Source organism: Herbiconiux sp. (assembly GCF_023264895.1).
Classification (GTDB): domain Bacteria; phylum Actinomycetota; class Actinomycetes; order Actinomycetales; family Microbacteriaceae; genus Herbiconiux.
The window spans coordinates 21,188-46,905 of sequence record NZ_JAHFUY010000026.1 but is presented as its reverse complement, the minus strand read 5'-3'; the positions used below and the strand labels follow the sequence as shown (position 1 = coordinate 46,905).

Here is a 25,718-nt window from a genome sequence, read left to right as displayed (position 1 = left end):
CATCCATTGAGCACTCCGCACCTCTTGCCCCCGACCGTCACGAAGCTCGCCGTCGCGGCGGTCGCGGTGGCCACCCTCGCGGGCCTCGCCGCGTGCAGCACCGGCAGCGATGCCGGCACGCCCGCCACCACCGAGGCCGCGGCCTCGTTCGACCAGGCGCTCTTCGACGAGCTGCCCGCCGCCAACCAGGAGTCGAAGTCGGTCTCGTTCGGCGCCCTCTGGGAGAACCCGCCCATGGTGAACGTCTCGGTCGACGACTCCACGGTGCCGATCGGCCTGGCCCCTGAGCTCGCGGCGGCCCTCAGCGACGTGCTCGGTGTCACTCCCGAGTGGCAGAACCTGCAGTGGCCGGCGCAGCTGCCCGGCGTGCAGAGCGGCAACGTCGATGCGCTCCTCGGCCAGGTCAGCGTCACGGCCGAGCGCGAGGTCGGCGTCGTCGACCTGATCCCGTTCTACCGCGGCACCTACTCCATCCTCGTTCCCGCCGGGAACCCGGAGGACCTCGACTCCCTCGCGAGCGGCTGCGGCCTCACCCTCGGAGGCGGGGTCGGCTCCACCGTCTCGGCCATGATCACCGCGGCGAGTGACGCCTGCGTGGCGGAGGGCGAGCCGGCCATCTCGGTGGCCGAGTACCCGAACGCGCAGAACGCCGTGAGCGCCGTGCAGGCCGGCACGATCGACGGCTGGGTCGACGGCACCGCCAACCAGCTCGCCGCGGTCGAGGCCCTGCCCGACGCGTTCGCCTCCGTCGAGATCCCGGTCGCCGAGTCCGAGGTCGCCGACCCCGGGCTCCTCGGCATCGCCGTGGCGAAGTCGAACCCCGAGCTGTCGACGGCCCTCGCCGACGCCCTCAAGGCGATCATCGAGAACGGCACCTACGAGGAGATCCTCGCGGGCTACGGCCTCGAGTCCTCCGCCCTCACGGCCGACGAGGTCGTCATCAACCCGCTGAGCGGCACCCCGGTCGGCGAGACCGAGTAGCACCGACGGGCGGGAGCGCCACCGGCCTCCCGCCCGTCCCCTTCCCGGGTCGATCGATGAGGAGACGACGAGTTGTCTGAAGTGGGCAGGAATCTGATGGTGGTGCCCGTGCGCCACTACGGCCGCATGATCTTCGCGGTCATCGTGGTGCTGGCGGTGATCGGCACCGTCTACAGCATCGCGACCAATCCGAACTTCGAGTGGTCGGTGGTGGCCGAGTTCCTCTTCAGCCCCAGCATCCTGCGGGGGCTCGGGTCGACGCTCGTCATCACGATCGTCTCGATGGCCATCGCCGTCGTGCTGGCGGTCGTGATCGCGGTCATGCGGATCTCGCCGAGCCGCATCATCAGCTCGGTCGCGGCGTTCTACGTCTTCGTGTTCCGCGGCATCCCGCTGATCGTGCTGCTCATCCTGCTCGGCAACCTCGGGCTCTTCCTCAAGTCGATCACCATCGGCATCCCGGGCACCCAGGTCGTGCTCATCGACGTGCCGATCTCCGAGGTGATCACGCCGTTCGTCGCGTCGGTCGCCGGGCTCTCGCTCGCGGGGGCCGCCTACATGGCGGAGATCGTGCGCTCGGGACTGCTCGCCATCGGGCGCGGCCAGCGCGAGGCCGCGAAAGCCCTCGGCCTCACGAGCTCCCGCACGCTGCGCTTCATCGTGCTGCCGCAGGCGCTCCGCGTCATCCTGCCGCCGATGGGCAACGAGTTCATCGGCATGCTCAAGGCGTCGGCCATCGTCTCCGTCATCGCCGGCGGAGACCTGCTGACGGTGGCGCAGGGCATCGCCGGCACCAACTACCGCACGATCGAGCTCCTGATCGTGGCCACCATCTGGTACCTGCTCGTGATCATCGTGTTCTCGATCGGGCAGTACCTCCTCGAGCGACGGACGGCGGAGAAATGAGCGACCGGATCCCGAACCCCGCGAACGACGAGGCCCCGGATGCGGCCCGCCCCATGGTGCACATCCAGCACGTCGACAAGTGGTACGGCAACAACCAGGTGCTGCACGACATCGACCTCGCCGTCGAGGAGGGCGAGACCGTCTGCCTCGTCGGCCCCTCCGGCTCGGGCAAGAGCACGCTGCTGCGCTGCGTCAACCACCTCGAGGAGATCGGGGCGGGCAGCGTCTGGGTCGACGGCGAGCTCGTGGGCTACCGCCTGCGGAACGGTCGGCTGCACGAGCTCCGTGAGGCGGAGGCGTGCCGCAAGCGCGTGGAGGTCGGCATGGTGTTCCAGCACTTCAACCTCTTCCCGCACATGACCGTGCTCGAGAACGTGAGCTTCGCCCCGATCACGGTCAAGAACGAGAACAAGGCCGAGGCCAGGGCGTACGCGACGTCGCTGCTCGGGCGCGTCGGCCTCGCCGGCCGGGAGGGCTCGTACCCCTCGCAGCTCTCCGGCGGCCAGCAGCAGCGCGTGGCGATCGCCCGCGCCCTCGCCATGCGCCCCAAGGTCATGCTGTTCGACGAGCCCACGAGCGCGCTCGACCCCGAACTGGTCGGCGAGGTGCTCGCGGTCATGAAGGATCTCGCCCTGACCGGCGGCGTCACGATGCTCGTGGTCACCCACGAGATGGGGTTCGCGCGCGAGGTCGGCGACCGGGTCGTGTTCATGGACGCCGGGCGGATCGTGGAGCAGGGCCCGCCCGCCCAGGTGCTCGGCGACCCCCAGCACGAGCGCACGAAGGCGTTCCTCTCCGCGGTGCTCCGGTGAGCGCTGCGGCAGGCGAGCTCGCCGGGAGGGTCGCGTTCGTCGCGGGCGGGAGCGGGGCCCTCGGCCGGGCTGTCGCCGGGCGGCTGTCCTCCCTGGGCGCGTCGGTCGCAGTGCACTACCGCTCTTCCCGCGGTCCCGCCGAAGCCGTGGCGGCCGCGCTCGACGGCCCTGCGATCGCCGTGGCCGCCGACTGCACCGATCCGGGCGAGGTGGATCGCGCCTTCGCCGAGGTGGAGGCCGCTCTCGGCCCCGTCGACATCCTGGTCAACTGCGCGCATCCGCCGGACGACGGCCACCCCGTGGTGGCCGAAGCTCCGTTCGAGCTGCTCGAACGGCAGCTGGACGGGGTCCGAGGTCATCTCGCGCTCGTGCAACGGGCGGTGCCCGGCATGCGCGCGGCCGGCTTCGGGCGGATCGTCTACGTCTCCGGAGCCCTGATGGCTCGGCCCTCGAAGGGGTTCGGGCTCTTCGGCGCCGCGAAGGCCGCCGCGACGACGCTCACCAGGTACCTCGCACTGGAAGAGGGCGGCCACGGCATCACGGCGAACATCATCGCGCCCGGCCGCATCCTGGACCGCGACGACGACAGCGAGCTCGACGAGAGCTTCGAGCAGCTCGCCGAGGTGCTGCGCGGCCGCCTGGCCCTCCCCGACTGGCCCGACACCCACGAGGTCGCCGCCACAGCGGCGCTGCTCGTGGGCGAGGGCTCCGGACACCTGACCGGGCAGACCCTCTGGGTCACCGGCGGCGAACCGATCACCTGACCTCCCCGACCACTCGAACCACCGATCAAGGACCAGCGCCATGACCTCCACCCTCGAGCTCGACCTCCTCGCTCCCACCACGGCCGACGCCGTCATCGCCAACTCCCGCACGGTGGGGCCCTACCTCGCCGGCAAGGCCGACGAGATCGACGGCGCCCGCCAGCTCCCCGACGACGTCGCGCGCGTGCTCCGCGACGCCGGCCTCTTCCGGATGGCCTTCCCGGCCTCCCGGGGCGGCCTCGAGATGAGCCTCGAGCAGCAGCTCGGCGTGGTCACCCGCATCTCGCGGGTCGACGCCTCGGCCGGCTGGAACGTCGGCGTGCTCAACGCGACCGGCATGTACGCGGGCCGGCTGGGCGTCGACGCCTACGCCGAGCTGTATCCGGATGCCGACCGCCCCACGAGCGGATCGTTCCACCCGCGCGGACGGGCCGACCGCGTCGACGGCGGCTGGATGGTGAGCGGATCGTGGGACTGGGGCAGCGGCAGCCAGTCGGCCCACCACGTGCTGGGCGGCTGCTTCGCGTTCGAGGGCGGCGAGCCCGTGATCGGCGCGAGCGGCAAGCAGCTCGTGCTCGGCGCCTGGCTGCCGCCGGAGTCGATCGTGTTCGCCCACAACTGGCAGACCCTCGGGGTGCGCGGATCCGGGAGCACCTCCTACTCGGTGCCCGTGCCGGTCTTCGTGCCGGATGCGCACACCTTCGATCGCGAGGCGCCCGACGACGGCGCGAAGGATCCGCTCAACAAGAGCGTGCACATCGCCTTCTTCGGCCTGGCGGGCGTCGCCGTGGGCATCGCGCAGCACGCCGTCGACCTGGCGGTGGAGGCGGTGCGGGCCAAGCGCGGGCCCCGCCCCGCGGCCACGCTCGACTCGGCGACCACGCAGGCGCTCGGCGGCATCCTCGCCGACGTCGACCACCTCCACGCGGGGGTCACCGCGGTCGCCCGCCGCACCGACGAGATCCTGTTCGAGGCCGGCCGGCCGCTCACCGGGCCCCAGCTCTGGCGCATGATCTCGACCCAGACCACCGCCACCCAGGTCATGCGCCGCGTCGTGCAGACCGCCACCGACCTGGTCTCCGCCCGCTTCCTGTTCGACGACCACCCGATGCAGCGCGTCGTGCGCGACTCCTACGGTGCGGTGGCGCACGTCGGCGGCCGTGCGATGATGCACGGGTTCCTCGCCCAGGCCGTCGTCGACGCCGACGGGCCCGGGCTGCTGCTCGACGACCTCGACGCCGCCGGCGCTTCGGCTGCGGCTGCCTCCGGCTCGGCGGGCTCGGTGCTCGGGTGACGGAGTACGCCGTGCGCGTGATCGTGGACCGCGTCGACTCGCCCACCAGCACCACGAAGGTCGGCGACTACTTCGACGTGGTCGGGTCGACCCTGATGCTCCCGCCGGGAGCGACGTTCGACATCTACGCCATGAACGCGGTCTTCCCGGTGCTGGCCCTCCGCCTCGGCGACTTCGGCGAGGAGAACGACTGGCTCTCACGGAAGCCCTACATCTGCTCACCCGATCCGACCGAGAACATCGTGATGCGGCTCGATCGCATCCCGGTCTCCGAGATCTCGTACCTGCACGACGGGGAGGCGTGAGATGCACGTGCGCTGCACCGTCGAGTCGATGAACTACTCCGCCTGCGGACTCGTCGCCGGCGACCACTTCGACGTGATCGACGGCCAGCTGTCGCTTCCCACCGGCCGGCCGTTCTGCTACTTCGCCATCGCGAACGCGATGCCGCTGCTCAGCAGCCGGCTCGACCGGCCCGAGGGAGACGAGTGGCTCGACTCCCGCCCCCTCATCGCCTGCCCCGACCCACCCGAGGCGCTGTACATGCGACTCGAGCGCATCACCGATCCGGAGACCCCCGAATGAGCCTCAGCCGAGACGGACTGACCTTCAGCGCCCGCATCTCCTCGCACGAGGGCGTGCGCCCGCTCGCCGCCAAGGCCAAATTCGTCGAGGATTCCGGGTTCGACCAGGTCTGGATCGGGAACGATCTGTTCGGCGAGCCCGGCCTCGTGTCGCTCGCGGCGATCGCGATGTCGACGGAGCGGATCCGGTTCGGCTCGGCCGTGATCGATCCCGTGTCGCTCCACCCCGCCCAGATCGCCATGCTGGCGTCGGGGCTGCAGGATCTCTCGGGCGACCGCTTCCTGCTCGGGCTCGGCGCGGGTTCCGACGTCTTCTACTCCTGGGCGGGGCTGACCCCGCCCGGCCCCGTCGTGCGCACGCGCGAGGCGGTCATCGCCATCCGGGCGCTGATGAACGGCGAGAGCCCGATAGGGCTGGCCGGCGTGGCCGCCGGCTGGACCGAGCAGGCCGTGCTCCGCTTCGCGCGGCCCGCCCCGATCTACGTGGGCGCGATGGGGCCGCGGATGCTCGAGATGACGGGGCGGCTCGGCGACGGCGCACTGCCGCTCTGCCTGCCGCCGCGGCACGTCTACGGTGTGATCGAGCAGATCACGGCGGGCGCCGAGAAGGCCGGCCGCAGCATCGACGAGATCGACGTGGCGGCCTGCATCTGGTGCTCGATCTCGGAGGACCGCGACGAGGCCAGGTGGCTGCTCGCCAAGCACATCGCCCTCTACAGCGGGTCGCTGTCGGTGGAGGCGCTCGCGAGCAACGGCCTCGACCCCGAGGAGTTCGCCCGCACCCAGGCGCTCATGCTGGAGGGCCGCGAGGACGACGCCATCCGGTCGGTGAGCCCCTCGATGCTCGAGCTCGGCATCGTGGGCGGCCCCACCGAGGTCATCGACCAGTGCGCCGCTCTGATCGACGCGGGCGTCGACCACATCAGCTTCGGACCCCCGATGGGCCCGGACACCATGGCCTCGGTCAGGATCCTCGGCGACGCCGTCTTCCCGGCCCTCCGCGCCTCGCTCTGACCTCCCCCACCCACGAAAGGACAACCCCATGCTCGTCATCACCGGCGGCGTCGCCGTCTCCCCCGACGAGGTGGCCGCCATCACCGCGGCCGCCGCCACCTTCGCGGCAGAGTGCCGCCAGGAGTCCGGCAACATCGACTACCGCCTCAGCTGGGACATCTCCGAGCCGAACCGCATCGTCCTCCACGAGGCCTGGGACGACGTCCCCTCCTACGACCTCCACACCACCCAGCCCCACGTAGCAGCCTGGACCACCCGCATAGCGGCCGCCTCCCTAGCGGCCCCCGCCTTCACCAAGTACGACTCCACCCCCCACACCCCCTGAACAACGCCGTAGGGCCCGCCACCCAAAGGTGACGGGCCCTACGTCGTTCTCGCTTTACTTAGCGCCGGTGAGGTGCTCCAGCGCCAGCTGCTGCAGACGCACGAAGCCGAAGCCCTTGCCGTTGAAGTAGGCGTCGGCGTCGAAGTCCTCGTAGGAGGCGCGGTCGGCGAGGAGGTCGTCGTACGACTCCCCGGCCGAGAGCGTGGGCTCCGAGAGCTCGGGCACGCGCGAGGCGGCGAGCGCCTCCTGCACCTCGGGGTCGGCGCGGAAGGCGGCGGCGCGCTCCTTGAGCAGCAGGTAGGTGCGCATGTTGGCGGCCGCCGAGGTCCAGACGCCGGTCTCGTCCTCGGTGCGCGAGGGCTTGTAGTCGAAGTGGCGCGGTCCGTCGTAGGAGGGGCCGCCGTTCGGGCCGCCGTTCTCGAGCAGGTCGACGAGCGCGAAGGCGTTCTGCAGGTCGCCGTGACCGAACACGAGGTCCTGGTCGTACTTGATGCCGCGCTGGCCGTTGAGGTCGATGTGGTAGAGCTTGCCCTGGTAGAGCGCCTGGGCGATGCCGGCGGCGAAGTTCAGGCCCGCCATCTGCTCGTGGCCGACCTCGGGGTTGACGCCCACGAGCTCGGGGCGCTCGAGGGTCTCGATGAAGGCGAGCGCGTGGCCGAGCGTCGGCAGCAGGATGTCGCCGCGGGGCTCGTTGGGCTTGGGCTCGATGGCGAAGCGGATGTCGTAGCCCTTGTCGGTGACGTAGTCGCCGAGGAGGTTGACGGCCTCGCGGTAGCGCTCGAGAGCGGCGCGGATGTCTTTCGCCGCGTCGTACTCGGCGCCCTCGCGGCCGCCCCACATCACGAACGTCTTGGCGCCGAGCTCGGCGGCGAGGTCGATGTTGCGGAGCACCTTGCGGAGCGCGAAGCGGCGGACGGCCCGGTCGTTGGAGGTGAAGCCGCCGTCCTTGAACACGGGCGCCGAGAAGAGATTGGTGGTGACCATCGGCACGATCAGGCCGGTGTCGGCGAGAGCGCCCTTCAGGCGGTCGATCTGGGTCTGGCGCTCGGCATCCGTCGAACCGAAGGCGAACAGGTCGTCGTCGTGGAAGGTGAGGCCGTAGGCGCCGAGCTCGGAGAGCTTCTCGACGGCGTGCACCACGTCGAGCGATGCGCGGGTGGGGCCGCCGAAGGGGTCGGCACCGTTGTAGCCGATGGTCCACAGTCCGAATGAGAACTTGTCTTCGCGGGTAGGGGTCAGCGACATCAGGTCACTCCAGTTCAACGTCTTTGGTGAGCGGCTCGTAGTCCGAGCGCAACGAAATAGTTATCTCCCACAACATATTCATATCCGCGCCCGGATGTCAAAGATCACGATTCGGCCACGATGAAAAACGGGTGCCAGAAAACTTTGCGTTCGCATGGACGCTGGTATATGTTTCGGGAGTCAACAAAGCCGCACCAGGAGGAGTTGACGCGTTACAAGGGAGTAATAGCGCACAGCTGTGATCCCCTTCCAAGGATGAAAGGGACTGACACCACCATGTCAATGACGAAGAAACTGATGGCTCTCGCCGTCGCCGGCGGCCTCGCCGCCACCCTCGCCGCCTGCTCCTCCGGCGGCTCGAGCGACTCGGGCTCCGGATCGGGCGACGCCGCCTCGGGCGACTGCAACGTCGGCATCTCGATGCCCACGCGTTCGCTCGAGCGCTGGATCAACGACGGTGAGGGCCTGCAGAAGCAGCTCACCGACGCCGGCTGCACCGTCGACCTGCAGTACGCAGACAACAAGACCGAGCAGCAGATCTCGCAGATCCAGAACCAGGTCGCCGGAGGCGCGAAGATCCTCGTCGTCGCCGCCATCGACGGTGAGACCCTCGGCCCGGTCCTCGCCGACGCCAAGAAGCAGGACATCACGGTCATCGCGTACGACCGCCTGATCAACGGCACCCCCGACGTCGACTACTACGCGACGTTCGACAACTACAAGGTGGGCCAGCTCCAGGGCGAGTTCATCGTCGACGCTCTCGACCTCGAGAACGCTGCCGGCCCGTTCAACTTCGAGCCCTTCGCAGGAAGCCCCGACGACAACAACGCCGGATTCTTCTTCCAGGGCGCGTGGGACGTGCTCGAGCCCTACGTGGAGTCGGGCAAGCTCGTCATCCCCTCGGGCAAGGACCCGTCCGGCACCGACGGCTGGAAGTCGATCGGTATCCTCGGCTGGGGCTCGGATGACGCCCAGGCCGAGATGGACAACCGTCTCTCCTCGTTCTACTCCGGTGGCGAGAAGGTCGACGTCGTCCTCTCCCCGAACGACAGCCTGGCCCTCGGCATCGAGGCCTCGCTGAAGTCGGCCGGCTACACCCCCGGTGAGGGCTACCCCGTCATCACCGGTCAGGACGCCGACAAGGCCAACGTGCAGGCCATCCTCAATGACGAGCAGTCGATGACCGTCTGGAAGGACACCCGCGAGCTGGGTGACCGCGTCTTCCAGATGATCCAGTCGATCGCCGCCGGCGAAGAGGTCGAGGTCAACGACGAGGAGACCTACGACAACGGCGAGAAGGTCGTCCCGTCGTACCTGCTCGACCCGGTCGTGGTCGTCAAGGACGACGTGCAGACCCTGCTCATCGACTCCGGCTTCATCAAGGCTTCGGACGTCGGTCTCTAACCAGCACTGAAACGGTCGGCGGCGGCCTCCCTGGGGGCCGCCGCCGATCATCCTGTTCCACCCCCCTCCACCCCCACCCCTACTGGAAGGCAGCGACGCGACCCATGAGCAACGCGATTCTGTGGATGCGGGACATCACCAAGGACTTCAACGGTGTGAAGGCGCTCGACGGCGTCTCGATCGTCGTGGAGCGCGGTGAGGTCCACGCGATCTGCGGGGAGAACGGCGCCGGCAAGTCCACCCTCATGAAGGTGCTCTCCGGCGTGTACCCGCACGGCTCGTTCGGCGGCTCGATCGAGTTCGAGGGCCACCCGACCGCGTACAGGTCGATCAACGACAGCGAGCACGACGGCATCGTGATCATCCACCAGGAGCTCGCCCTCAGCCCGTACCTCTCCATCGCCGAGAACATCTTCCTCGGCAATGAGAACGCCAAGCGCGGCATCATCGACTGGAACAAGACCAACCGCGAAGCCGCCACGCTGCTCGCCCGGGTGGGGCTCAACGAGAACCCCGCGACCCCCGTGCTCGAGCTCGGCGTCGGCAAGCAGCAGTTGGTCGAGATCGCGAAGGCGCTCTCCAAGCGCGTGAAGCTCCTCATCCTCGACGAGCCCACCGCGGCGCTCAACGACGACGACTCCGAGCACCTCCTCACGCTCATCAACCACCTGCGCGAGCAGGGCATCACGTGCATCATCATCAGCCACAAGCTGAAGGAGATCCGCAAGATCGCCGACACCGTCACGATCATCCGCGACGGCAAGACGATCGAGTCCTTCAGCATGAAGGAGGACGACGCCTCCGAGGCTCGCATCATCCGCTCGATGGTCGGCCGCCCGCTCGACAACCAGTTCCCCCCGCGCACCCCCGACATCGGCGAGGAGTACTTCCGGGTCGAGAACTGGAACGCCTACCACCCGGTCGACACCGAGCGGAAGATCGTCGACGACGCCTCGTTCACGGTCAAGGCGGGCGAGATCGTCGGCTTCGCCGGGCTCATGGGCGCCGGGCGCACCGAGCTCGCCATGAGCATCTTCGGCCGCTCCTACGGCATCAACATCTCCGGCAAGGTCTTCAAGGCCGGCAAGGAGATCCAGGCCCGCACGGTGAGCGAGGCCATCCAGAACGGGCTCGCCTACGCCACCGAGGACCGCAAGAAGTACGGGCTCAACCTCATCGCCGACATCGCCGAGAACATCTCGGCCGCCGGTCTCGACAAGCTCGCCAAGGGCGGGGTGGTCGACCGCAACAAGGAGACCAAGGTCGCCGAGGAGTACCGGGCCTCGATGAACATCAAGACCCCGTCGGTCTCGGCCATCGTGGGCAAGCTCTCGGGCGGCAACCAGCAGAAGGTCGTGCTCTCGAAGTGGATGTTCACCGGCCCCGACGTGCTCATCCTCGATGAGCCCACGCGCGGCATCGACGTGGGCGCCAAGTACGAGATCTACGGCATCATCAACGAACTCGCGGCGCAGGGCAAGGCGGTCATCGTGATCTCCTCCGAGCTGCCCGAGCTGATCGGTCTCTCCGACCGCATCTACACCATCTCCGAAGGCCGGATCACCGGCGAGGTCGCCAAAGCAGAGGCGACGCAGGAAACACTCATGCACTACATGACCGCGGGAAGGGACTGACCCCGATGAGCAACACGGCCACCGAAGCACCGAGCGAGCCCACGGGCAAGGCTCCGGTCAAATCCCCGAGGAAGCTGCGGATCGATCTGCGGCAGTACGGCATCCTCGCCGCACTCGCGATCATCATCGTGCTCTTCCAGATCCTCACCAACGGGCGCCTCCTCATGCCCGGCAACATCAACAACCTGATCCAGCAGAACTCCTACGTGCTGATCCTCGCGATCGGCATGGTGATCGTCATCATCGCCGGCCACATCGACCTGTCGGTGGGATCGGTCGTGGCGCTCGTCGGAGCGGTGGCCGCCCTGGCCATGAACAGCTGGGGCATGCCCTGGTGGGCCGCCGTCATCCTGGCCCTCGTCGTGGGAGCCGTGATCGGCGCCTGGCAGGGCTTCTGGGTGGCGTTCGTGGGCATACCGGCATTCATCGTGACCCTCGCGGGCATGCTGATCTTCCGTGGCCTCACCCTCGTGCTGCTCACCGGCGGCACCATCTCGGGCCTGCCGGACGAGTTCACGGCCATCGGCGCCGGCTGGATCCCGCCCTTCCTCGGCGAGGCCCTCGACGGCCGCGACGTGCTCACCCTGGTGCTCGGACTCCTGGCCTCGGCCGGCTTCGTGATCCAGCAGATCCGCACCCGCTCCACCCTCAAGAAGCTCGACCTCCCCCGCGAGCCCGCCGTCTCCACCATCATCAAGAGCGCCATCCTCGTGATCGCGATCATGGCGCTGGCCTGGCAGCTGAGCGGCTACTCGGGCACCCCGATCATCCTGATCATCCTGGCCGTGCTGATCCTGCTCTACACCTTCATCCTCAACCGCTCGGTCTTCGGCCGTCACGTCTACGCGATGGGCGGAAACCTGTTCGCCGCGCAGATGAGCGGTGTGAAGACGAAGTGGATCAACTTCGCCATCTTCGTGAACATGGGCGTGCTCGCCGGCCTCGCCGGTGTGGTCGCCACCGCCCGTGCCGGCTCGGCCGTGGCCTCGGCCGGTCAGAACTACGAGCTCGACGCGATCGCCGCCGTGTTCATCGGTGGTGCGGCCGTGCAGGGTGGTGTCGGAACCGTCGTCGGCGCCGTCATCGGTGGTCTCGTCATGGGCGTGCTCAACATGGGACTGTCGATCCTCTCGGTCGACGCCGCGTGGCAGCAGGCCATCAAGGGCCTCGTGCTGCTGCTCGCCGTCGCCTTCGACATCATCAACAAGAGGCGCTCCGGCCGCTGAGGCCAGTCTCGGGGGCGGTCGCCAGACGATCGCCCCCGACTCCGCACGTCCCTTTTCTCCACCCCGAACTGCCAAGGAGGCGTCGTGACCACCGTCGGCTCCTCACGCCCTGCCACCTCCCGCCCCCTCGTGGCCGGCGTCGGCAACAGCAACGACCAGACCCGTCGGCACAACCTCTCGACCATCCTCACCACGCTCCACCACGGCGGCGCCCAGACCCGCGCCGACCTCACCCGCAAGCTCGGGCTGAACCGCTCGACCATCGCCGCCCTCGTGGGCGAGCTCGTCGACCTGGACCTCGCCTATGAGACGGCCCGCACCGAGCACGGCACCGTCGGCCGGCCGAGCCCCTACGTGCATCCCAACGACCGGATCGCCGCCCTCGCCGTGAACCCCGACACGGATGCCATCATCATCGGCCTCGTGGGGCTCGGCGGCGTCGTGCACAAGCGCATCCGCTACGAGACCGACGGCCTGCCGAGCGTGCGCGAGACCGTCAACATCGTCAAGGCGGTCGTCGACGGGATGCGCGGCGAGCTCGAGTCCACCTTCCGCATCGCGGGCATCGGCATCGCCGTACCCGGCCTCGTGCGCGTCGACACCGGTGTCGTCGCGCTCGCCCCGCATCTCGACTGGCACGACGAGCCGCTCGCCGAGCTCCTCAGCGAAGCCCTCGGCTACCCCGCCGTGGCGGCCAACGACGCCAACGTCGGCGTGATCGCCGAGAGCATCTACGGCGCGGGCCGCGGCGTCTCCGACCTCGTCTACGTCAACGGCAGCCCCAGCGGCATCGGCGGCGGCGTGCTCGTGGGCGGGGTCCCGCTCCGCGGCGCGAGCGGCTACGGCGCCGAGCTCGGTCACACGCTCGTGAACCCCGGCGGACTGCTCTGCCACTGCGGCCGCTCGGGCTGCCTCGAGACCGAGGTGCAGCTGAACCGCATCCTCGCCGTGATCGGCCGCGACACCATCGACGCCGACGAGCTCGACCAGGTGCTCACCACGAGCACCGATCCCGCGCTCGAGACGGAGATCCGGCGGCAGATCGATGTGCTGTGCCTCGGCCTCGCCAACTTCATCAGCGTGTTCAACCCCGAGCGGGTGCTGCTCGGCGGGTTCCTCGGGTCGCTCATGGCGGCACATCCCGAGCGCATCCAGCAGGGCGTGCGCGACGCCTCGTTCGGCGAGCTCGCCGCAGGGCTCACACTCGAGCGGGCACAGCTCCGCTCACGGCTGCTCATCGTGGGCGCCGCGGAGTTCGCGTTCGAGGAGCTCCTGGCCGACCCCGCCGGGACGGCGCCCGCGCTCACCGCGTGACCCCAGGTTCGGCGACGCCCGGCCATGCCAGAATGGCGAGCATGGGACGCGAGTTGAACATCCTCAGTTACAACCTGCGCAAGCACCACGCCAGCGGGGAGCTGCTCGACCTCGCGAGGATCTACGACCTCGACGTGATGTGCCTCCAGGAGTGCGACACCCAGGACATGCCCGACCGCATCGACCACCTCGTGCTGGCCGACTCCACGAAGACCAACCGGCTCGGGCTCGCCGTCTACTACCGCGACGACCGGTTCGATCTCACGGGCACGCGCGTGTTCGCGCTCCGCAAGTCGATGCACGACCGCGTGATGGCCCCGGCGCACGAGCGGCTGCTCGCGGCGAAGCTGCACGACAAGCTCATCGACAAGGAGATCCTCGTGGGCTCGTTCCACGCGGCTCCGCTCACGGCGTCGAACTCGCTGCGGCGCAAGCAGATCGCGGCGGCGCACGACGCGCTGCGGATCATGGGGCCCTCGCTCCCGACGATCATGGTGGGCGACTACAACTACCCGTGGTTCCGCGCGAACCTGTCGGAGCGCATGGAGGAGGCGGGCTACCTGCTCTCGTTCAGCGACAAGCCCACGTATGCGCGCTACAAGTACTTCAAGGGGCACTTCGACTTCGTGACCTCGGCGCACACGCGCATCGACTCGATCGACACCCTCCCCCAGGGCGAGAGCGACCACCTGCCCATCCTCATCCGCGCGGGCGTCGACGACTGAGCCCTGGCCCGTCGCGCGATCCTCGGCGTGACGCCCCGTCCCCGGCCCGTCGCCCCGTCCCCGGCCCGACGCCCTCGACTTGACAGAAGTTGCGCCTCCAGCGCGTGACTTGACACAAGATGTGCCAAGTCGGCGGTTTTAGGCGCAACTACTGTCAAGTGGATGCCCCGGCGGAGGGCCCGCGTCCGTCACGGGCGAGCGAGGCGCCCGCGGAATCCCGTCAGTCGCGGTTGCCGGAGCGGCCCGCGGGGCCGTAGACGATGATGCCGACGATGGGGACGGCGAGCCAGAACAGCCACGACCAGGCGAAGCCGTCGGGGGCGAAGAAGCCGCAGAGCAGGAAGGCCGCGAGCGCGATGAGCGGCGTGACGCTCACCGCGACCACGCCGGCCGTGCCGCCGAGCGGGCGGGTGCGGTTGTAGCTGTCGCGGGACTCGTCGCCCGGCTTCGAGGGGTAGGCCGCAGCCGGCGGCGGCCCGAAGTCGGGGTCGGGAGCGGAGCCGGCCGTCGAGCCGATCACGCTCTCGTTGGTCGTGTCGGGCAGGTCGGCGAACAGCGGCGCGAGCTCGCCGCGCGTCGTGGCCGACTTCGCGGTGTCGGAGCGCTCGGTGTACTCGTCGGCGGTCAGCCGCCCGTCTCCGTGGGCGCGGGCGAGCCGCGCGACGGCCTCGTCGCGGTCGGAGTTGCTCAGACGGATGCTCGCACCGGCGGCGTCGCTGTAGTCGGTCATGCTCTCACTCTGCCGCATCCGCGCCGCTTCCGGCATCCGGCACCCGGCGGATGCCTGGTGCTGGCTTCTGCCGGATCGGCGCGGTAGTGTGGTCTGACCACATGGTCTGACCACACGAGCAGGAGCGGAATGGCGATCGGAGAGGCCTCGGATGCCGCGGGCGCAGAGCGCTCCTGGGAGCGCGTGCTCGCTCGTGTCGAGAGCGACCTCGTGGAGGGCCGGCTCGGCCCCGGCGACCACCTCCCGCCCGAGCGCGCCCTCGCCGCCGAGCTCGGGGTCGGCCGATCGAGCGTGCGCGAGGGCCTTCGAGTGCTCGAGGTGCTCGGGCTCATCAGCACGAGCACCGGATCGGGCCCGCAGTCCGGTGCCGTCATCGTCGCACGGCCCACGGGCGGGCTGGCCGCGCTCATCCGCCTGCAGGTCGCGGCGCAGGGCTTCGCGGTGCCCGACGTGGTGAAGACGCGCGTGGTGCTCGAGTGCGCCGTGGCCGCCGAGCTCGCCACCGCCGTGCGCGCCGGCCGGCAGCCAGAGCTCGGCACCGCCGAGGAGCTGCTCGACGCGATGGACGCGCTGGCCGAAGGGGCCGGGCTGGCCGAAGGGGCCGGGCTGGCCGACGTGGCCGCGCTGCCCGACGGAGCCGCGGCGCCCGGAGGAGCCACGGTGCCCGAGGAGGCCGCGAAAGCCGGAGGAGCCGCCAGCGCCGACCGAGCAGCCGAGCGCGACAACTTCCTCGCCCTCGACCAGGCCTTCCACCGCGCCCTCGCCGCCGCCTCCGGCAACGCCGTGCTCGCCACCATGATGGCCGGCCTCCGCGACTCGATCGAGGCCTATGTGCGGCACGGTGCCGCCGGTCTCGGCGACTGGCCCGCGACCGCACGGCGGCTGCGGGCCGAGCACCGCGACGTGCTCGCCGCCATCCGCGCCGGTGACCCCGCGAGCGCGGAAGCGCGCATCCGCTCGCACATCGAGACCTACCACGCCGAGACTCTCGTCGCGGCCCGCCCCCAGCCCGTCAGCACGCACTAGGAGTCACCATGGTCCAGCGCAGGATCCCGAAGATCAAAGACCTCGCCCCGCTCATGCAGTTCAAGGCGCCCGAGCTCAACGCCAAGAAGCGGCGCCTGGCCGCCGCCCTCACGATCGCCGACCTCCGCACCATCGCCAAGCGGCGCACCCCCAAGGCGGCCTTCGACTACACCGAGGGTGCCGCCGAGGGCGAGATCAGCCTCACCCGGGCCCGCCAGGCGTTCGAGGACATCCAGTTCAACCCCTCGGTGCTCCGCGACGTCTCGCGCGTCTCGACCGGGTGGGACGTGCTCGGGGCCCCGGTGTCGCTGCCGTTCGGCATCGCGCCGACGGGCTTCACGCGCATGATGCAGACCGAGGGCGAGGTCGCGGGTGCGGGCGCCGCCGGAGCCGCCGGCATCCCGTTCTCGCTCTCGACCATGGGCACGACCGCCATCGAGGACGTGAAGAAGGCCAACCCCACGGGCCGCAACTGGTTCCAGCTCTACATGTGGAAGGACCGCCCGCGCTCCATGGCGCTCGTCGAGCGCGCGGCCGCCTCCGGGTTCGACACCCTGCTCGTGACGGTCGACGTGCCGGTGGCGGGGGCGCGGCTGCGCGACAAGCGCAACGGCTTCTCGATCCCGCCGCAGCTCACCGCCGGCACCGTGGTCAACGCCATCCCGCGGCCGGAGTGGTGGATCAACTTTCTCACCACCGAGCCGCTCGCGTTCGCCTCGCTCGACCGCTGGTCGGGCACCGTGGGCGAACTGCTCGACTCGATGTTCGACCCGACCGTGACCTTCGACGACCTGGCCTGGATCCGGGACCAGTGGCCGGGCAAGGTCGTGGTCAAGGGCGTGCAGAGCCTCAGCGACGCGGCACGGCTCGCCGACATGGGGGTCGACGGCATCACGCTCTCGAACCACGGCGGGCGTCAGCTCGACCGTGCACCCATCCCGTTCCACCTGCTCCCGGATGTCTCGCGCGAGTTCGGGAAGGACATGGAGATCCACCTCGACACCGGCATCATGTCGGGTGCCGACATCGTGGCCTCCGTGGCGCTCGGGGCGCGCTTCACGCTCGTGGGCCGCGCCTACCTCTACGGGCTCATGGCCGGCGGGCGCGAGGGCGTCGACCGGATGATCGCGATCCTCGGCGAGCAGATCGCCCGCACGATGCGGCTGCTCGGGGTGAACGCGCTCGAGGAGCTGAACCCGTCGCACGTCACGCAGCTCGAGCGGCTCGCGCCGCGCGCGGTGTCGCCGGTGGCCGTGGCGATGGCCGACGCGCAGCGCTGACGAATCGTCATCTTCTCGGTAGAGTGAGGGGATGACATCATCGCCCCGACATTCCGCAACGCCGTCGGTTGCGACACTCCCGCCCGTCGCGGTCGTCGCGGCTGTAGCGGTCGTTGCCCTCGCTGGTCTGCTCAGCGGATGCGCGGGGCCGGGTGCCGACGTGGGCGCGCGGGTGGCCGAGTGGGTCGAGGAGCAGGACCACGTGCTGAGCGCGACCTCGTGGGTGTCCGACGATCCCTGGAACAAGGCGATCACGATCGACATGGTGCTCGAGCCCGACATCGGCGATGCCGAGCTGATCGACGTGACCACCGCGGCCGAGCGGCGGGCCCGCGAAGCCGGGTGGCAGCATCCGCTCGTCGGCGCCACGGTCGGTGAGGGCGAGAGCTACTCGAACCTCGGCGGCCGCGTCACCCTCAACGTCTTCCTGGCCCTCCGTGACGACCCCCGCTACCCGGTGCTCAGCGCTCGCGGCGAGGGCGGGTGCGGCGGTTTCTTCTGCGTGGAGCTGCCGACCTCCGATCCGGCCGAGCTCCTGGCGGCGGTGAAGCAGATGCTGGCCGCCGCCGACGAGGCCGGTGGCGTGCAGACCAACCTCACCTTCACCGCCACCACGCCCGACGACCTCCTGGCGGTGACGGCACAACCACTCGCGCCCATCGACGACTCCGTGGCGCTGCTCGAGCACCTGTCGGAGCAGCAGGTCCCTATCCTCTCCGCCCACGCCTGGCCGGTCGAGCCCGTGGGCGACCTGCCGCCGCTGCAGCTGCTCGACATCACGGTGCCTGATCCGGCCGCCGTCGCGCTCGCGGAGTCGCTGGCTCCGGCGTATCCCACGGTCGAGCTGCGGGCCCGGCCTGCGCCGTAGCCGGTCCGTGATCCGGTTTCAGAACGCGTAGCGGATGCGGCAGGAGGGCAGGGTCTCGCGCACGAGGGCGCTGAGGGTCTGCACCGCACGGGCCTTGAGGTCGCGGCGGTAGCGGATGTTCTCGGCGCCGTTCTGCGAGAGCTTCGTCTCCTGCAGGCCCGGCTGCCAGAGCAGCTCCTCGCCGCGCGGGTGCCAGCCCAGGTTGACCTCGTGCAGGGGCGCGTTGTGGGTGAGGAGGATCATCTCGGCGGCGAGCTGCGCCTTCGCGGCCGGTCCCATCGTGTCGGCGATCTGCTCGAGCAGGGCGCGCCAGTCCTCCACCCAGGTGGGAGTGAGGATGACGGGTGAGAGGTTGAGGTGCACCTCGTAGCCGGCCTCCACGAAGTCGTCGATCGCGGCGATCCGCTCGGCCATGGGGCTCGTGCGCAGATCGGTGACCTTCGCGGTCTCGGCCGGCATGACCGAGAAGCGGATGCGCGTGCGGCCGCGCGGATCCCACTCGAGCAGCTCGCGGTTGACGGACTTCGTGGCGAACGACGCCTTCGCGGTGGGGCTCATGCGGAACAGGTCGCAGACCTCACGCACGTTGTCGCTGATCATGGCGTCGACCGAGCAGTCGCTGTTCTCGCCGATGTCGTAGACCCAGGCCTCCGGATCGCACTGGTTGGGCTCGGGCTTCACGCCCTGCTTCGCGATGTGCCTGGCGACGTGGCGGCTGATCTGCTCCACGTTGGTGAACACCGTGATCGGGTTGCTGTAGCCCTTGCGGCGCGGCACGTAGCAGTAGACGCAGGCCATCGCGCAACCGTTCGAGAGCGAGGGCGCGATGAAGTCGGCCGAGCGGCCGTTGGGGCGGGTGGCGATGCTCTTCTTCTCGCCGAGCACGAGGGCCTCGGTCTTGATGCGCACCCAGCGGGCGACGTTCGCCTCGTCGCCGTGGAGCTCCGGGATGCGCCAGTGCGACTCCACGGGCACGACGGTGGCCTCGGGCCAGCGCGACAGGATCTCCTGCCCGCGCGCCGAGGCGGCCGCGGCGGGTTCGGCGTAGATGCGGCGGATGTCGAGGAGGCGGGAGGGTGGCATGTGCCTCCTGTCTACCGGCACCCACCGACGCCGGTGCCGCTCGTGCTCGTCGGGGCGGCGCCCCCTCCCGCCCGGCAGTCCCCCACTTGACAGAAGTTGCGCCCAAAACCGCCGACTTGGCACATCTTGTGTCAAGTCGGCGCGTTTGGGCGCAACTTCTGTCAAGTCGAGGAGGGGCGGGCAGGCGCGGGGCTCGGGCGGAGGCGCGCGGGCGGGGCGGTCAGTCGCGCACCTCCGGCGGAACCACCCGCCAGCCGCCGAGCAGCACGAGCTCCTCGGCGTCGGTGCGGCGGCCGCGCTGCACGCGGACGAAGCCCAGGATGCCGAGGACGAGCAGGGCCACACCACCGAGAAGGGCGAGCGTGGGCACGAGCACGGGGAACTCGTCGTCGGTGAAGAGCACGATGGCCGCCAGGGCGGCGAGCAGGCCGAAGAGGAGACTGAGGAAGGAGAGGGCGGTGAAGAGGCGGCGAGGGTGCTCGCCCCACGCCGCGAGCAGGAGGAGGGGGATGCCGCGGGTGCGCGCATCCGGATCGGCGTTCTCGAGCCAGCGGTGGGCGAGGCGACGCCGGTTGCGGAGGTCGGTGTCGGCCGCGGCGCACCAGACCAGATAGAAGAGGAGGGCGACGCCGCCCGCCCCGAGCACGAGGAGCCCCACGATCTCGTTGGCGTCGCTCGGCAGGAGCCCGCCCCCGACGGTCTCCCCGATGACGGCGGCCACAAGGGCGAGAGCGGCGACGGCGAGAGCGGCCGCGATGAGCCAGAAGAAGACGCGTCGCACGATGCGGGCCGGAGCGGGCTCGGCGAGCAGGAGGGCGACGGCGCTCTCGTCGTCGGCCTGCCACTCCCGCTCGAGCTCGGCGGCGCGGGCGCTGAAGATGGTGCCGGCGGGGTTTCCCGGGGCGGGCTGCGGCGGCGTGATCGGATCCGAGGTAGCTGGGTAGCCGCCCGCGCCCGGCTGGGGCGGCGATCCGGCGACACCGGCACCGGCCTCCGCTCCGGCGGCGGCCCCCGTGAGCACGGCGAGCTCCGCTAGAAGGGTGTCGCGCCCCACCCGCGACTTCCCGCCGCCGGTCGTGAGGGCGACCGCGGCGGCTCGCTGCTGATCGGTGAGGCCCGCGGCGTCGACGGCCGCGCCCGCGGGAGCCTCCAGCGGCAGCTCCCCCACGAAGCGCATGAGCGCGCTGAGGCCTTCGGCATCGAGCCCGCGCACGGGCCGACCAGCCACGAGCACGCGCACGGAAGCCCCCTCGGTGGAGACGAACCGGTACACGAGGTAGGCGGAGCCGTTCAGACCGGAGGAGGAGACGGTGCGCCACGCCACGGTGATGGAGCTGACGGGGACCTCGCGTCGCCGGAGTCTGACCGTCCCCTTCTGCGGATTCCAGTGCACGGTGCCGTAGGCGAGCGAGAGGCAGAGCAGGATGATGCCGGCGAACACGATCCCCGTGAGGAGGAAGCCGACGAACCACTCCGCACCTCCGAGATCGATGTTGACGGCGTCGAGCACCTCCGCCACGGGCGCCGCGAACAGCAGCCCGAGCGCTGCCGACGCCCCCACCACGAGCGCGATGCTGCCGACCCCCGCGTGCCGCCCGATCCGGACGACGCCCTTCGACCCCTCGTTCTTCCCCATCCCCTCACCGTCGCACGATCCCGCGCCTGCGCCAAGCGCGGGCCGCCGGTGCCCGGAGTGGGTGCCCACTTGACACTAGATGCGCGAAAGAGCGCCGACTTGGCACATCTTGTGTCAAGTCGGGACTCTTACGCGCGACTTCTGTCAAGTCGGGGAGAGGGCAGGGGGCACCGCAGCCGAGGGACTCCGCCGCCTCAGTCCCGCATCGCGTCCCAGAGGGGCTTGAGCTTCATCAGCTGCTCGTCACGCCACGCCACGCGCTCGTCCCAGCCCTCCAGTGGCAGCACGGCGCGGCGCTGCGAGACGGCCTCGGCCACGAGGTCCGGCGTCCACGGATCGTGCTGGCCGCGCTCGGCACCCATCCGCTCGTAGGCCGGCCCCATCTTCGAGGCGTGCGACTCCAGGCCGCCGCGGGTGTTGAGGTCGACGGTCTCGAACGGTCCGATGAAGCTCCACCGGCGGCCGAGGCCGCTCCTCATCACCTCGTCGATGTCGTCGACCGAGGCGACACCGTCCCGCACGAGGGCGTACGCCTCACGCAGCACCGCCCCCTGCAGGCGGTTGAACAGGAAGCCCTCCACCTCCTTCTGCACGACGACCGGGCGCATCGCCGCCGCGCGGTAGATCGCGGCGGCGCGGTCGACGACAGCGGGATCCGTGCGCGGCGAGGGGACGAGCTCGATCACCGAGAGCAGGTAGGGCGGATTTCCCGGGTGGGCGACGATGAGCCTCGCGGCGAGGGAGTCGTCCGCCCCCGCCGCGATCGACGACGGAGTGATGGCCGAACTCGACGAGGCGAGCACCGCGTGCTCGGCGGCCTGCGCGTCGACGGCGGCGAACAGCTCCCGCTTGAGCTCGATCCGTTCGGGAGCGCACTCCTGCACGAGGGCCGCATCGGCCACGGCCTCCGCGAGATCGCGCACGAAGGTGACCCGGGATGCGACCTCGGCCGGATCGCCCTCGAGCAGTCCGTGCTCGGCCAGCAGGCTCAGCCGCGACGCCAGATCCTGACGCGCGCGATCGAAGACCTCCGGGAAGGCGTCCCACACCCGCAAGCTCCGGCCGGCCCCGGCGAAGAGCACGGCGAAGGCCACCCCGATCGAGCCCGCACCGAGCACGGCGATCCCCTCGGGGGCGGCGCCCGGCTCGCTCACACCTCCCACCAGCTGCGGTCTCCGGCGTACGCGCGCTCCAGGACGGCCACGATGAGCTCCTTGGTGAGCTCGCGCGGGTTGTTCGCGGTCAGCCGCGTGGCGAACATCGCCTGGTCGGCCACGAACCCGAAGTCGTCCGGCGAGAGCCCGAGCGTCTTGAGGTCGAGGGGGGCGCCGAGGGCGGCGAGGATCTCCTCCACCCGCAGGATGCCCGCGTGCGCCTGGTCGATCGAGGGCGATGCGGGGTTGGCCGCACCGAGCAGCCGTCCGATCTCGGCGAACTCCTCCACCCGGGTGGGCAGGTTGAAGCGCATCACATACGGGAGCAGGGCGCTGATGCCGAAGCCGTGCGGGGTGTGGGTGAGGTTGCCGATGGCACCCTGGATGGCGTGGGCCCCCGCGGTGCCCGCCGTGTTGATGGCCATGCCGGCGCTGTAGGCGGCCAGCATGGTGGCCGAGCGCGCATCGAGATCGGACGGGTCGGCCGCGATCGCCTCGAGCGAGCTGCCGAGGAGCACGAGGCCGTTCCGGCAGTAGATGTCGGTGAGCGGGTTCTTGCCGATGTAGAGCTTTCCGGCGATCTCCTCGGGCGTCGGGGTCTTCACGCGGTCGGTGAACGCCTCGATCAGGTGCGACAGCGCGTCGGCCCCGGTCGCCGCAGTGAGCCCGGGCGGGCAGCTGAGCGTGAGCTCGGGATCGATCACCGCGGTGTGGGCCTCGAGGAACGGGCTCGCCACGCCGACCTTCATGCCCTTCTCAGTGTCGAACACCACCGAGATGCACGTGACCTCCGCTCCCGTGCCGCCCGTGGTGGGCACGGTGATGACGGGGACGCCCGGCGCCGGCACGAGGAACTCGCCGTAGTAGTCCCGCACGTCGCCGCCGTTGGCCAGCACCACGGAGACGACCTTGGCGAGGTCCATGCACGACCCGCCCCCGATGCCGAGGATGGCGTCGATCTGCGTCGCCCCGAAGCGCTCGACCACGGCGACGACGTCCTCCCGCGGAAGGTCGGGCTCGGCCTCGGCGTAGATCGAGACCTCCACCCCGGCGGCCCGGATGGCGTCGACGATCTCGAGGAACTCGGGGGTGGTGGCCATCCGCGCATCCGTGGTCACGAGGAGGTGCTCCGCGATGGCGGAGACGATGTGCGGCAGCTGGTGCCGCTGGCCGGGGCCGAAGAGCACGGTCTTGGGCTGCCGGAGGATCCCGAGCTGGGCGACCGACGGCCGCCTCCCGGGGAGGGTGCCGACGACGCTGTCAGTGGTGGTCGTGCTCATGGTCAGTCCAGTCCTTTGCTCTCATCGACGGTGATGGCGAGGTACTTCGGTTCGAGGAACTCGTAGATCGCCTCGTGCCCGCCCTCGCGGCCGAGCCCGGACGACTTGACGCCGCCGAAGGCCGCCGCCGGGTCGGCCATGATCCCGCGGTTGATGCCCACCATGCCGGACTCCAGCCGCTCGCTCACAGCGATGGCCCGCGAGAGGTCGCGCGTGAAGACGTAGGCGGCGAGTCCGTAGCTCGTGTCGTTGGCCACCCGAATGGCCTCGGCGGTCGAGTCGACGGTGTAGATGGTGGCGATCGGCGCGAACAGCTCCTGGTTGCACACGTCGTTCTCGCGGTCGTTGATGCGGAAGACGGTCGGGGTGAAGAAGTAGCCGTCGCCGTCGACCGGCGCGCCACCGGTGAGCAGCTCGGAGTCGATGGAGGAGAGCTGGTCGACGAGTCGTGCCACGCCGTCGCGCTGGCGAGCGGAGATGATGGGCCCGACATCGACGCCTTCCTCGAATCCGTCGCCCACCCGCAGCGCCTCGGTGAGCTGCACGAAGCGCGCCGTGAACTCCTCGGCGACGGCCTCGTGCACGATGATGCGGTTCGCGGCGACGCAGGCCTGGCCGGCGTTCCGGAACTTGCACACGATGGCCTGCTGCGCGGCGAGCTCGACGTCGGCGTCCTCCAGCACCACGAACGGGCCGTCGCCGCCGAGCTCCATCGAGGCGTTGACGACACCGGGGGCCGCCTGCTTCAGGAGCGTGCTGCCCACGCCGGTCGAGCCGGTGAAGCTCACCTTGCGCAGGCGCGGATCGGCCATGACCGCGGCGGAGACGTCGGCCGAGTGCGTCGTGTGCACGAGGTTCACGACCCCGGGCGGGAAGCCGGCGTCGTCGAGGGCCTCCACGAAGAGCGCGCAGGTGAGAGGGGTCTCCTTCGCCGACTTCACGACCACCGTGCAGCCCGCGCCGAGCGCGGCACCGGCCTTGCGGGCGATCATCAGCAGGGGGAAGTTCCACGGCGTGATCAGGAGGGACGGCCCGACCGGCTGGTGGGTCGTGACCACGCGGTAGCCGCCGCGCGAACCCTCGGCGTAGGTGCCGTGCAGGTGAGCCACCTGCTCCGCGTACCAGAGGAAGAAGTCGGTCGAGAGCTGGAACTCCCCGCGCGCCTCGGCCACGGGCTTGCCGCTCTCGAGCGTCATGGTCTCGACGATCGCGTCGGCTCGCTCGAGCAGGATCCGGTGAGCACGGTGGAACAGGTCGGCGCGGTCGCGGGGCGCGACGTGGCGCCAGCCGTCCTGGGCCCGCGCGGCGGAGTCGAGTGCGGCGAGGCCGTCGTCGGCCGTGCCGTCGGCCATCCGCGCGATCACCGCTCCGGTCGAGGGGTTGATCACGTCGAAGCCGTCGGGCCGCGACTGCCAGCGGCCGTCGAGGAAGAGGCCGGTGCGGATGCGGTGGCCCCGCAGGGTCACCTCGCCGCTCACGTCGGCCTCGGTGGTGAGAGTCGTCATCGAATCCATCCCTTCAATAATCTCGTATTACGATACGATTCTTCGAAGGCCTCCCACCGGGAGTGCGTCAAATTGAGATGGTCAGGAGCACGGATGGCGGGCAGCAAGGTCCAGCGGCACGCGGCGCCGGTGCGGCACCAGGTGGTGCAGAGCCTGCGTGAGGACATCCTCGACGGCGAGCTCGCCCCCGGCGAGCGCCTGCTGGAGAACGCCCTCTGCGAGAGCTACGGGGTCTCCCGGACGGTGGTGCGAGAGGCACTCCGGCAGCTCGAGTCGGAGAACCTCATCACGATGCTCCCGGGCAGGGGCCCCATCGTCACGGTGCTGACGGCGCACGACATCAAGTCGCTCTACGAGGTGCGTCGCTCTCTCGAGGGCCTTGCGGGCGAGCTGTTCGCCCGCAACGCGAGCGACGAGCAGGCCGCCGGCCTCGCCGCACTGCTCGAGCGCATGGAGACGAGCTACCTGCACGGGACCGTCTCCTCGCGCGAGGAGAGCAAGGCGGAGTTCTACGAACGACTTCTCGAGGGCGGCGGCAACCCGGTGCTCGAGAGCAGCCTGCGCGGTGTCCACACACGGATCGGGCTCTTCCGCCGGTACGCGTTCCTCGATGAGCACCGGGTCGCGATCTCGATGCAGGAGCTCAGGCTGGTGGTGCATCACGCGGCTGTGCTGCGCGATCCCGTCGAGGCCAGGCGGCACTGCGAGCAGCACATCCAGCTGGCCGGCGAGCTCGCCGTGCTGGAGTACGACAAGCGCGTGAACCAGGCCGATCCGGACGCCGTCCCGATCGCAATCTAATAGTTACTTGACCTGCACCCGAGGAGTCGTGATGATGACGTTACGTTCCACTCACCCGGTGGTTTCGCACCCCGTCGGTCCGCTGCTCTCGATGATGAGGCTGTCCGCTGCGTCGTCGATGCTCGCG

At 70.1% G+C, this 25,718-nt stretch carries 25 protein-coding genes; 18 read left to right on the top strand and 7 right to left on the bottom strand.

The annotated features are described in order from the left end of the window. Window positions 1-6 precede the first annotated feature (6 nt). From Q0D57_RS05875 to Q0D57_RS05835, 9 genes are all read left to right on the top strand, one after another. A complete protein-coding gene (locus Q0D57_RS05875) occupies window positions 7-981 on the top strand; it encodes a transporter substrate-binding domain-containing protein (protein WP_291039753.1) in 975 nt (324 codons plus the stop codon). 81 nt (window positions 982-1,062) lie between these two features. Further along, on the top strand, window positions 1,063-1,887 hold the full coding sequence (locus Q0D57_RS05870) for an amino acid ABC transporter permease (protein WP_291039798.1): 825 nt from the start codon (window positions 1,063-1,065) through the stop codon (window positions 1,885-1,887). After that, window positions 1,884-2,699, top strand: coding sequence for an amino acid ABC transporter ATP-binding protein (locus tag Q0D57_RS05865; protein ID WP_291039751.1), 816 nt, complete (start codon window positions 1,884-1,886; stop codon window positions 2,697-2,699). The genes Q0D57_RS05870 and Q0D57_RS05865 overlap by 4 nt, the downstream gene beginning before the upstream one ends. Next, complete coding sequence (locus Q0D57_RS05860) at window positions 2,696-3,463, top strand: SDR family oxidoreductase (RefSeq protein ID WP_291039749.1); 768 nt, start codon at window positions 2,696-2,698, stop codon at window positions 3,461-3,463. The genes Q0D57_RS05865 and Q0D57_RS05860 overlap by 4 nt, the downstream gene beginning before the upstream one ends. A gap of 40 nt (window positions 3,464-3,503) precedes the next feature. Continuing rightward, window positions 3,504-4,757, top strand: coding sequence for an acyl-CoA dehydrogenase family protein (locus Q0D57_RS05855; protein WP_291039747.1), 1,254 nt, complete (start codon window positions 3,504-3,506; stop codon window positions 4,755-4,757). Continuing rightward, the gene (locus Q0D57_RS05850) at window positions 4,754-5,062 is read left to right on the top strand and encodes a hypothetical protein (protein ID WP_291039735.1); all 309 of its coding nucleotides are present in this window, start codon (window positions 4,754-4,756) and stop codon (window positions 5,060-5,062) included. The genes Q0D57_RS05855 and Q0D57_RS05850 overlap by 4 nt, the downstream gene beginning before the upstream one ends. Before the next feature lies 1 nt (window position 5,063). Beyond that, window positions 5,064-5,342, top strand: a complete 279-nt coding sequence (locus Q0D57_RS05845) for a TIGR04076 family protein (RefSeq protein ID WP_291039730.1) — start codon at window positions 5,064-5,066, stop codon at window positions 5,340-5,342. Further along, window positions 5,339-6,355 carry an LLM class flavin-dependent oxidoreductase gene (locus tag Q0D57_RS05840; protein WP_291039728.1) on the top strand — a complete coding sequence of 339 codons (1,017 nt, stop codon included), beginning with the start codon at window positions 5,339-5,341 and terminating at the stop codon, window positions 6,353-6,355. The genes Q0D57_RS05845 and Q0D57_RS05840 overlap by 4 nt, the downstream gene beginning before the upstream one ends. 28 nt (window positions 6,356-6,383) lie before the next feature. Next, the gene (locus Q0D57_RS05835) at window positions 6,384-6,680 is read left to right on the top strand and encodes an antibiotic biosynthesis monooxygenase (RefSeq protein ID WP_291039726.1); all 297 of its coding nucleotides are present in this window, start codon (window positions 6,384-6,386) and stop codon (window positions 6,678-6,680) included. A 54-nt stretch (window positions 6,681-6,734) separates the two neighbouring features. Here Q0D57_RS05835 and xylA read toward each other — a convergent pair whose 3' ends face one another. After that, the gene (gene xylA, locus Q0D57_RS05830; protein WP_291039723.1) at window positions 6,735-7,925 is read right to left on the bottom strand and encodes a xylose isomerase; all 1,191 of its coding nucleotides are present in this window, start codon (window positions 7,923-7,925) and stop codon (window positions 6,735-6,737) included. A 276-nt stretch (window positions 7,926-8,201) separates the two neighbouring features. Between xylA and chvE the strand changes: the two genes are divergently transcribed. The 5 genes from chvE (at window position 8,202) to Q0D57_RS05805 (ending at window position 14,228) form a co-directional block, all read left to right on the top strand. Continuing rightward, window positions 8,202-9,329: a multiple monosaccharide ABC transporter substrate-binding protein gene (gene chvE, locus Q0D57_RS05825; RefSeq protein WP_259525495.1), complete on the top strand. Its 1,128-nt coding sequence runs from the start codon at window positions 8,202-8,204 to the stop codon at window positions 9,327-9,329. Window positions 9,330-9,433: 104 nt separating this feature from the next. Continuing rightward, window positions 9,434-10,963: a multiple monosaccharide ABC transporter ATP-binding protein gene (mmsA, locus tag Q0D57_RS05820; RefSeq protein ID WP_291039719.1), complete on the top strand. Its 1,530-nt coding sequence runs from the start codon at window positions 9,434-9,436 to the stop codon at window positions 10,961-10,963. 5 nt (window positions 10,964-10,968) lie between these two features. Further along, a complete protein-coding gene (gene mmsB / locus Q0D57_RS05815) occupies window positions 10,969-12,189 on the top strand; it encodes a multiple monosaccharide ABC transporter permease (protein ID WP_291039717.1) in 1,221 nt (406 codons plus the stop codon). 84 nt (window positions 12,190-12,273) lie between these two features. After that, on the top strand, window positions 12,274-13,503 hold the full coding sequence (locus tag Q0D57_RS05810; protein WP_291039715.1) for an ROK family transcriptional regulator: 1,230 nt from the start codon (window positions 12,274-12,276) through the stop codon (window positions 13,501-13,503). Between the two features lie 41 nt (window positions 13,504-13,544). Beyond that, window positions 13,545-14,228 carry an endonuclease/exonuclease/phosphatase family protein gene (locus Q0D57_RS05805; RefSeq protein ID WP_291039713.1) on the top strand — a complete coding sequence of 228 codons (684 nt, stop codon included), beginning with the start codon at window positions 13,545-13,547 and terminating at the stop codon, window positions 14,226-14,228. A gap of 220 nt (window positions 14,229-14,448) precedes the next feature. On the opposite strand, the gene Q0D57_RS05800 is transcribed toward Q0D57_RS05805, so the two are convergent. Then, on the bottom strand, window positions 14,449-14,958 hold the full coding sequence (locus Q0D57_RS05800; protein ID WP_291039711.1) for a DUF1707 domain-containing protein: 510 nt from the start codon (window positions 14,956-14,958) through the stop codon (window positions 14,449-14,451). A gap of 129 nt (window positions 14,959-15,087) precedes the next feature. On the opposite strand from Q0D57_RS05800, the gene Q0D57_RS05795 reads away from it, so the two are divergent. The 3 genes from Q0D57_RS05795 to Q0D57_RS05785 are packed head-to-tail and all read left to right on the top strand — an operon-like array spanning window position 15,088 to window position 18,132. Then, window positions 15,088-15,984 carry an FCD domain-containing protein gene (locus Q0D57_RS05795; protein WP_291039708.1) on the top strand — a complete coding sequence of 299 codons (897 nt, stop codon included), beginning with the start codon at window positions 15,088-15,090 and terminating at the stop codon, window positions 15,982-15,984. 8 nt (window positions 15,985-15,992) lie between these two features. Further along, entirely contained in the window at window positions 15,993-17,264 is a 1,272-nt protein-coding gene (locus Q0D57_RS05790; protein ID WP_291039705.1) for an alpha-hydroxy acid oxidase, read from the top strand. A gap of 31 nt (window positions 17,265-17,295) precedes the next feature. After that, entirely contained in the window at window positions 17,296-18,132 is an 837-nt protein-coding gene (locus tag Q0D57_RS05785) for a hypothetical protein (RefSeq protein WP_291039703.1), read from the top strand. Between the two features lie 18 nt (window positions 18,133-18,150). Here Q0D57_RS05785 and Q0D57_RS05780 read toward each other — a convergent pair whose 3' ends face one another. The 5 genes from Q0D57_RS05780 to Q0D57_RS05760 form a co-directional block, all read right to left on the bottom strand. Continuing rightward, complete coding sequence (locus Q0D57_RS05780; RefSeq protein ID WP_291039701.1) at window positions 18,151-19,215, bottom strand: spore photoproduct lyase family protein; 1,065 nt, start codon at window positions 19,213-19,215, stop codon at window positions 18,151-18,153. Window positions 19,216-19,435: 220 nt separating this feature from the next. Continuing rightward, window positions 19,436-20,851, bottom strand: a complete 1,416-nt coding sequence (locus Q0D57_RS05775; RefSeq protein WP_291039697.1) for a hypothetical protein — start codon at window positions 20,849-20,851, stop codon at window positions 19,436-19,438. Between the two features lie 194 nt (window positions 20,852-21,045). Continuing rightward, the gene (locus Q0D57_RS05770) at window positions 21,046-22,005 is read right to left on the bottom strand and encodes a 3-hydroxyacyl-CoA dehydrogenase (RefSeq protein ID WP_291039695.1); all 960 of its coding nucleotides are present in this window, start codon (window positions 22,003-22,005) and stop codon (window positions 21,046-21,048) included. Then, window positions 22,002-23,285 (bottom strand): iron-containing alcohol dehydrogenase, encoded by a 1,284-nt coding sequence (locus Q0D57_RS05765; protein ID WP_291039693.1) that lies wholly within the window; start codon window positions 23,283-23,285, stop codon window positions 22,002-22,004. Before Q0D57_RS05765 ends, Q0D57_RS05770 begins: the two co-directional genes overlap by 4 nt. Window positions 23,286-23,287: 2 nt before the next feature. Continuing rightward, window positions 23,288-24,790 carry an NAD-dependent succinate-semialdehyde dehydrogenase gene (locus tag Q0D57_RS05760; RefSeq protein ID WP_291039691.1) on the bottom strand — a complete coding sequence of 501 codons (1,503 nt, stop codon included), beginning with the start codon at window positions 24,788-24,790 and terminating at the stop codon, window positions 23,288-23,290. Window positions 24,791-24,883: 93 nt separating this feature from the next. Between Q0D57_RS05760 and Q0D57_RS05755 the strand changes: the two genes are divergently transcribed. Beyond that, entirely contained in the window at window positions 24,884-25,591 is a 708-nt protein-coding gene (locus Q0D57_RS05755; protein WP_291039689.1) for a GntR family transcriptional regulator, read from the top strand. Window positions 25,592-25,718: the final 127 nt, after the last annotated feature.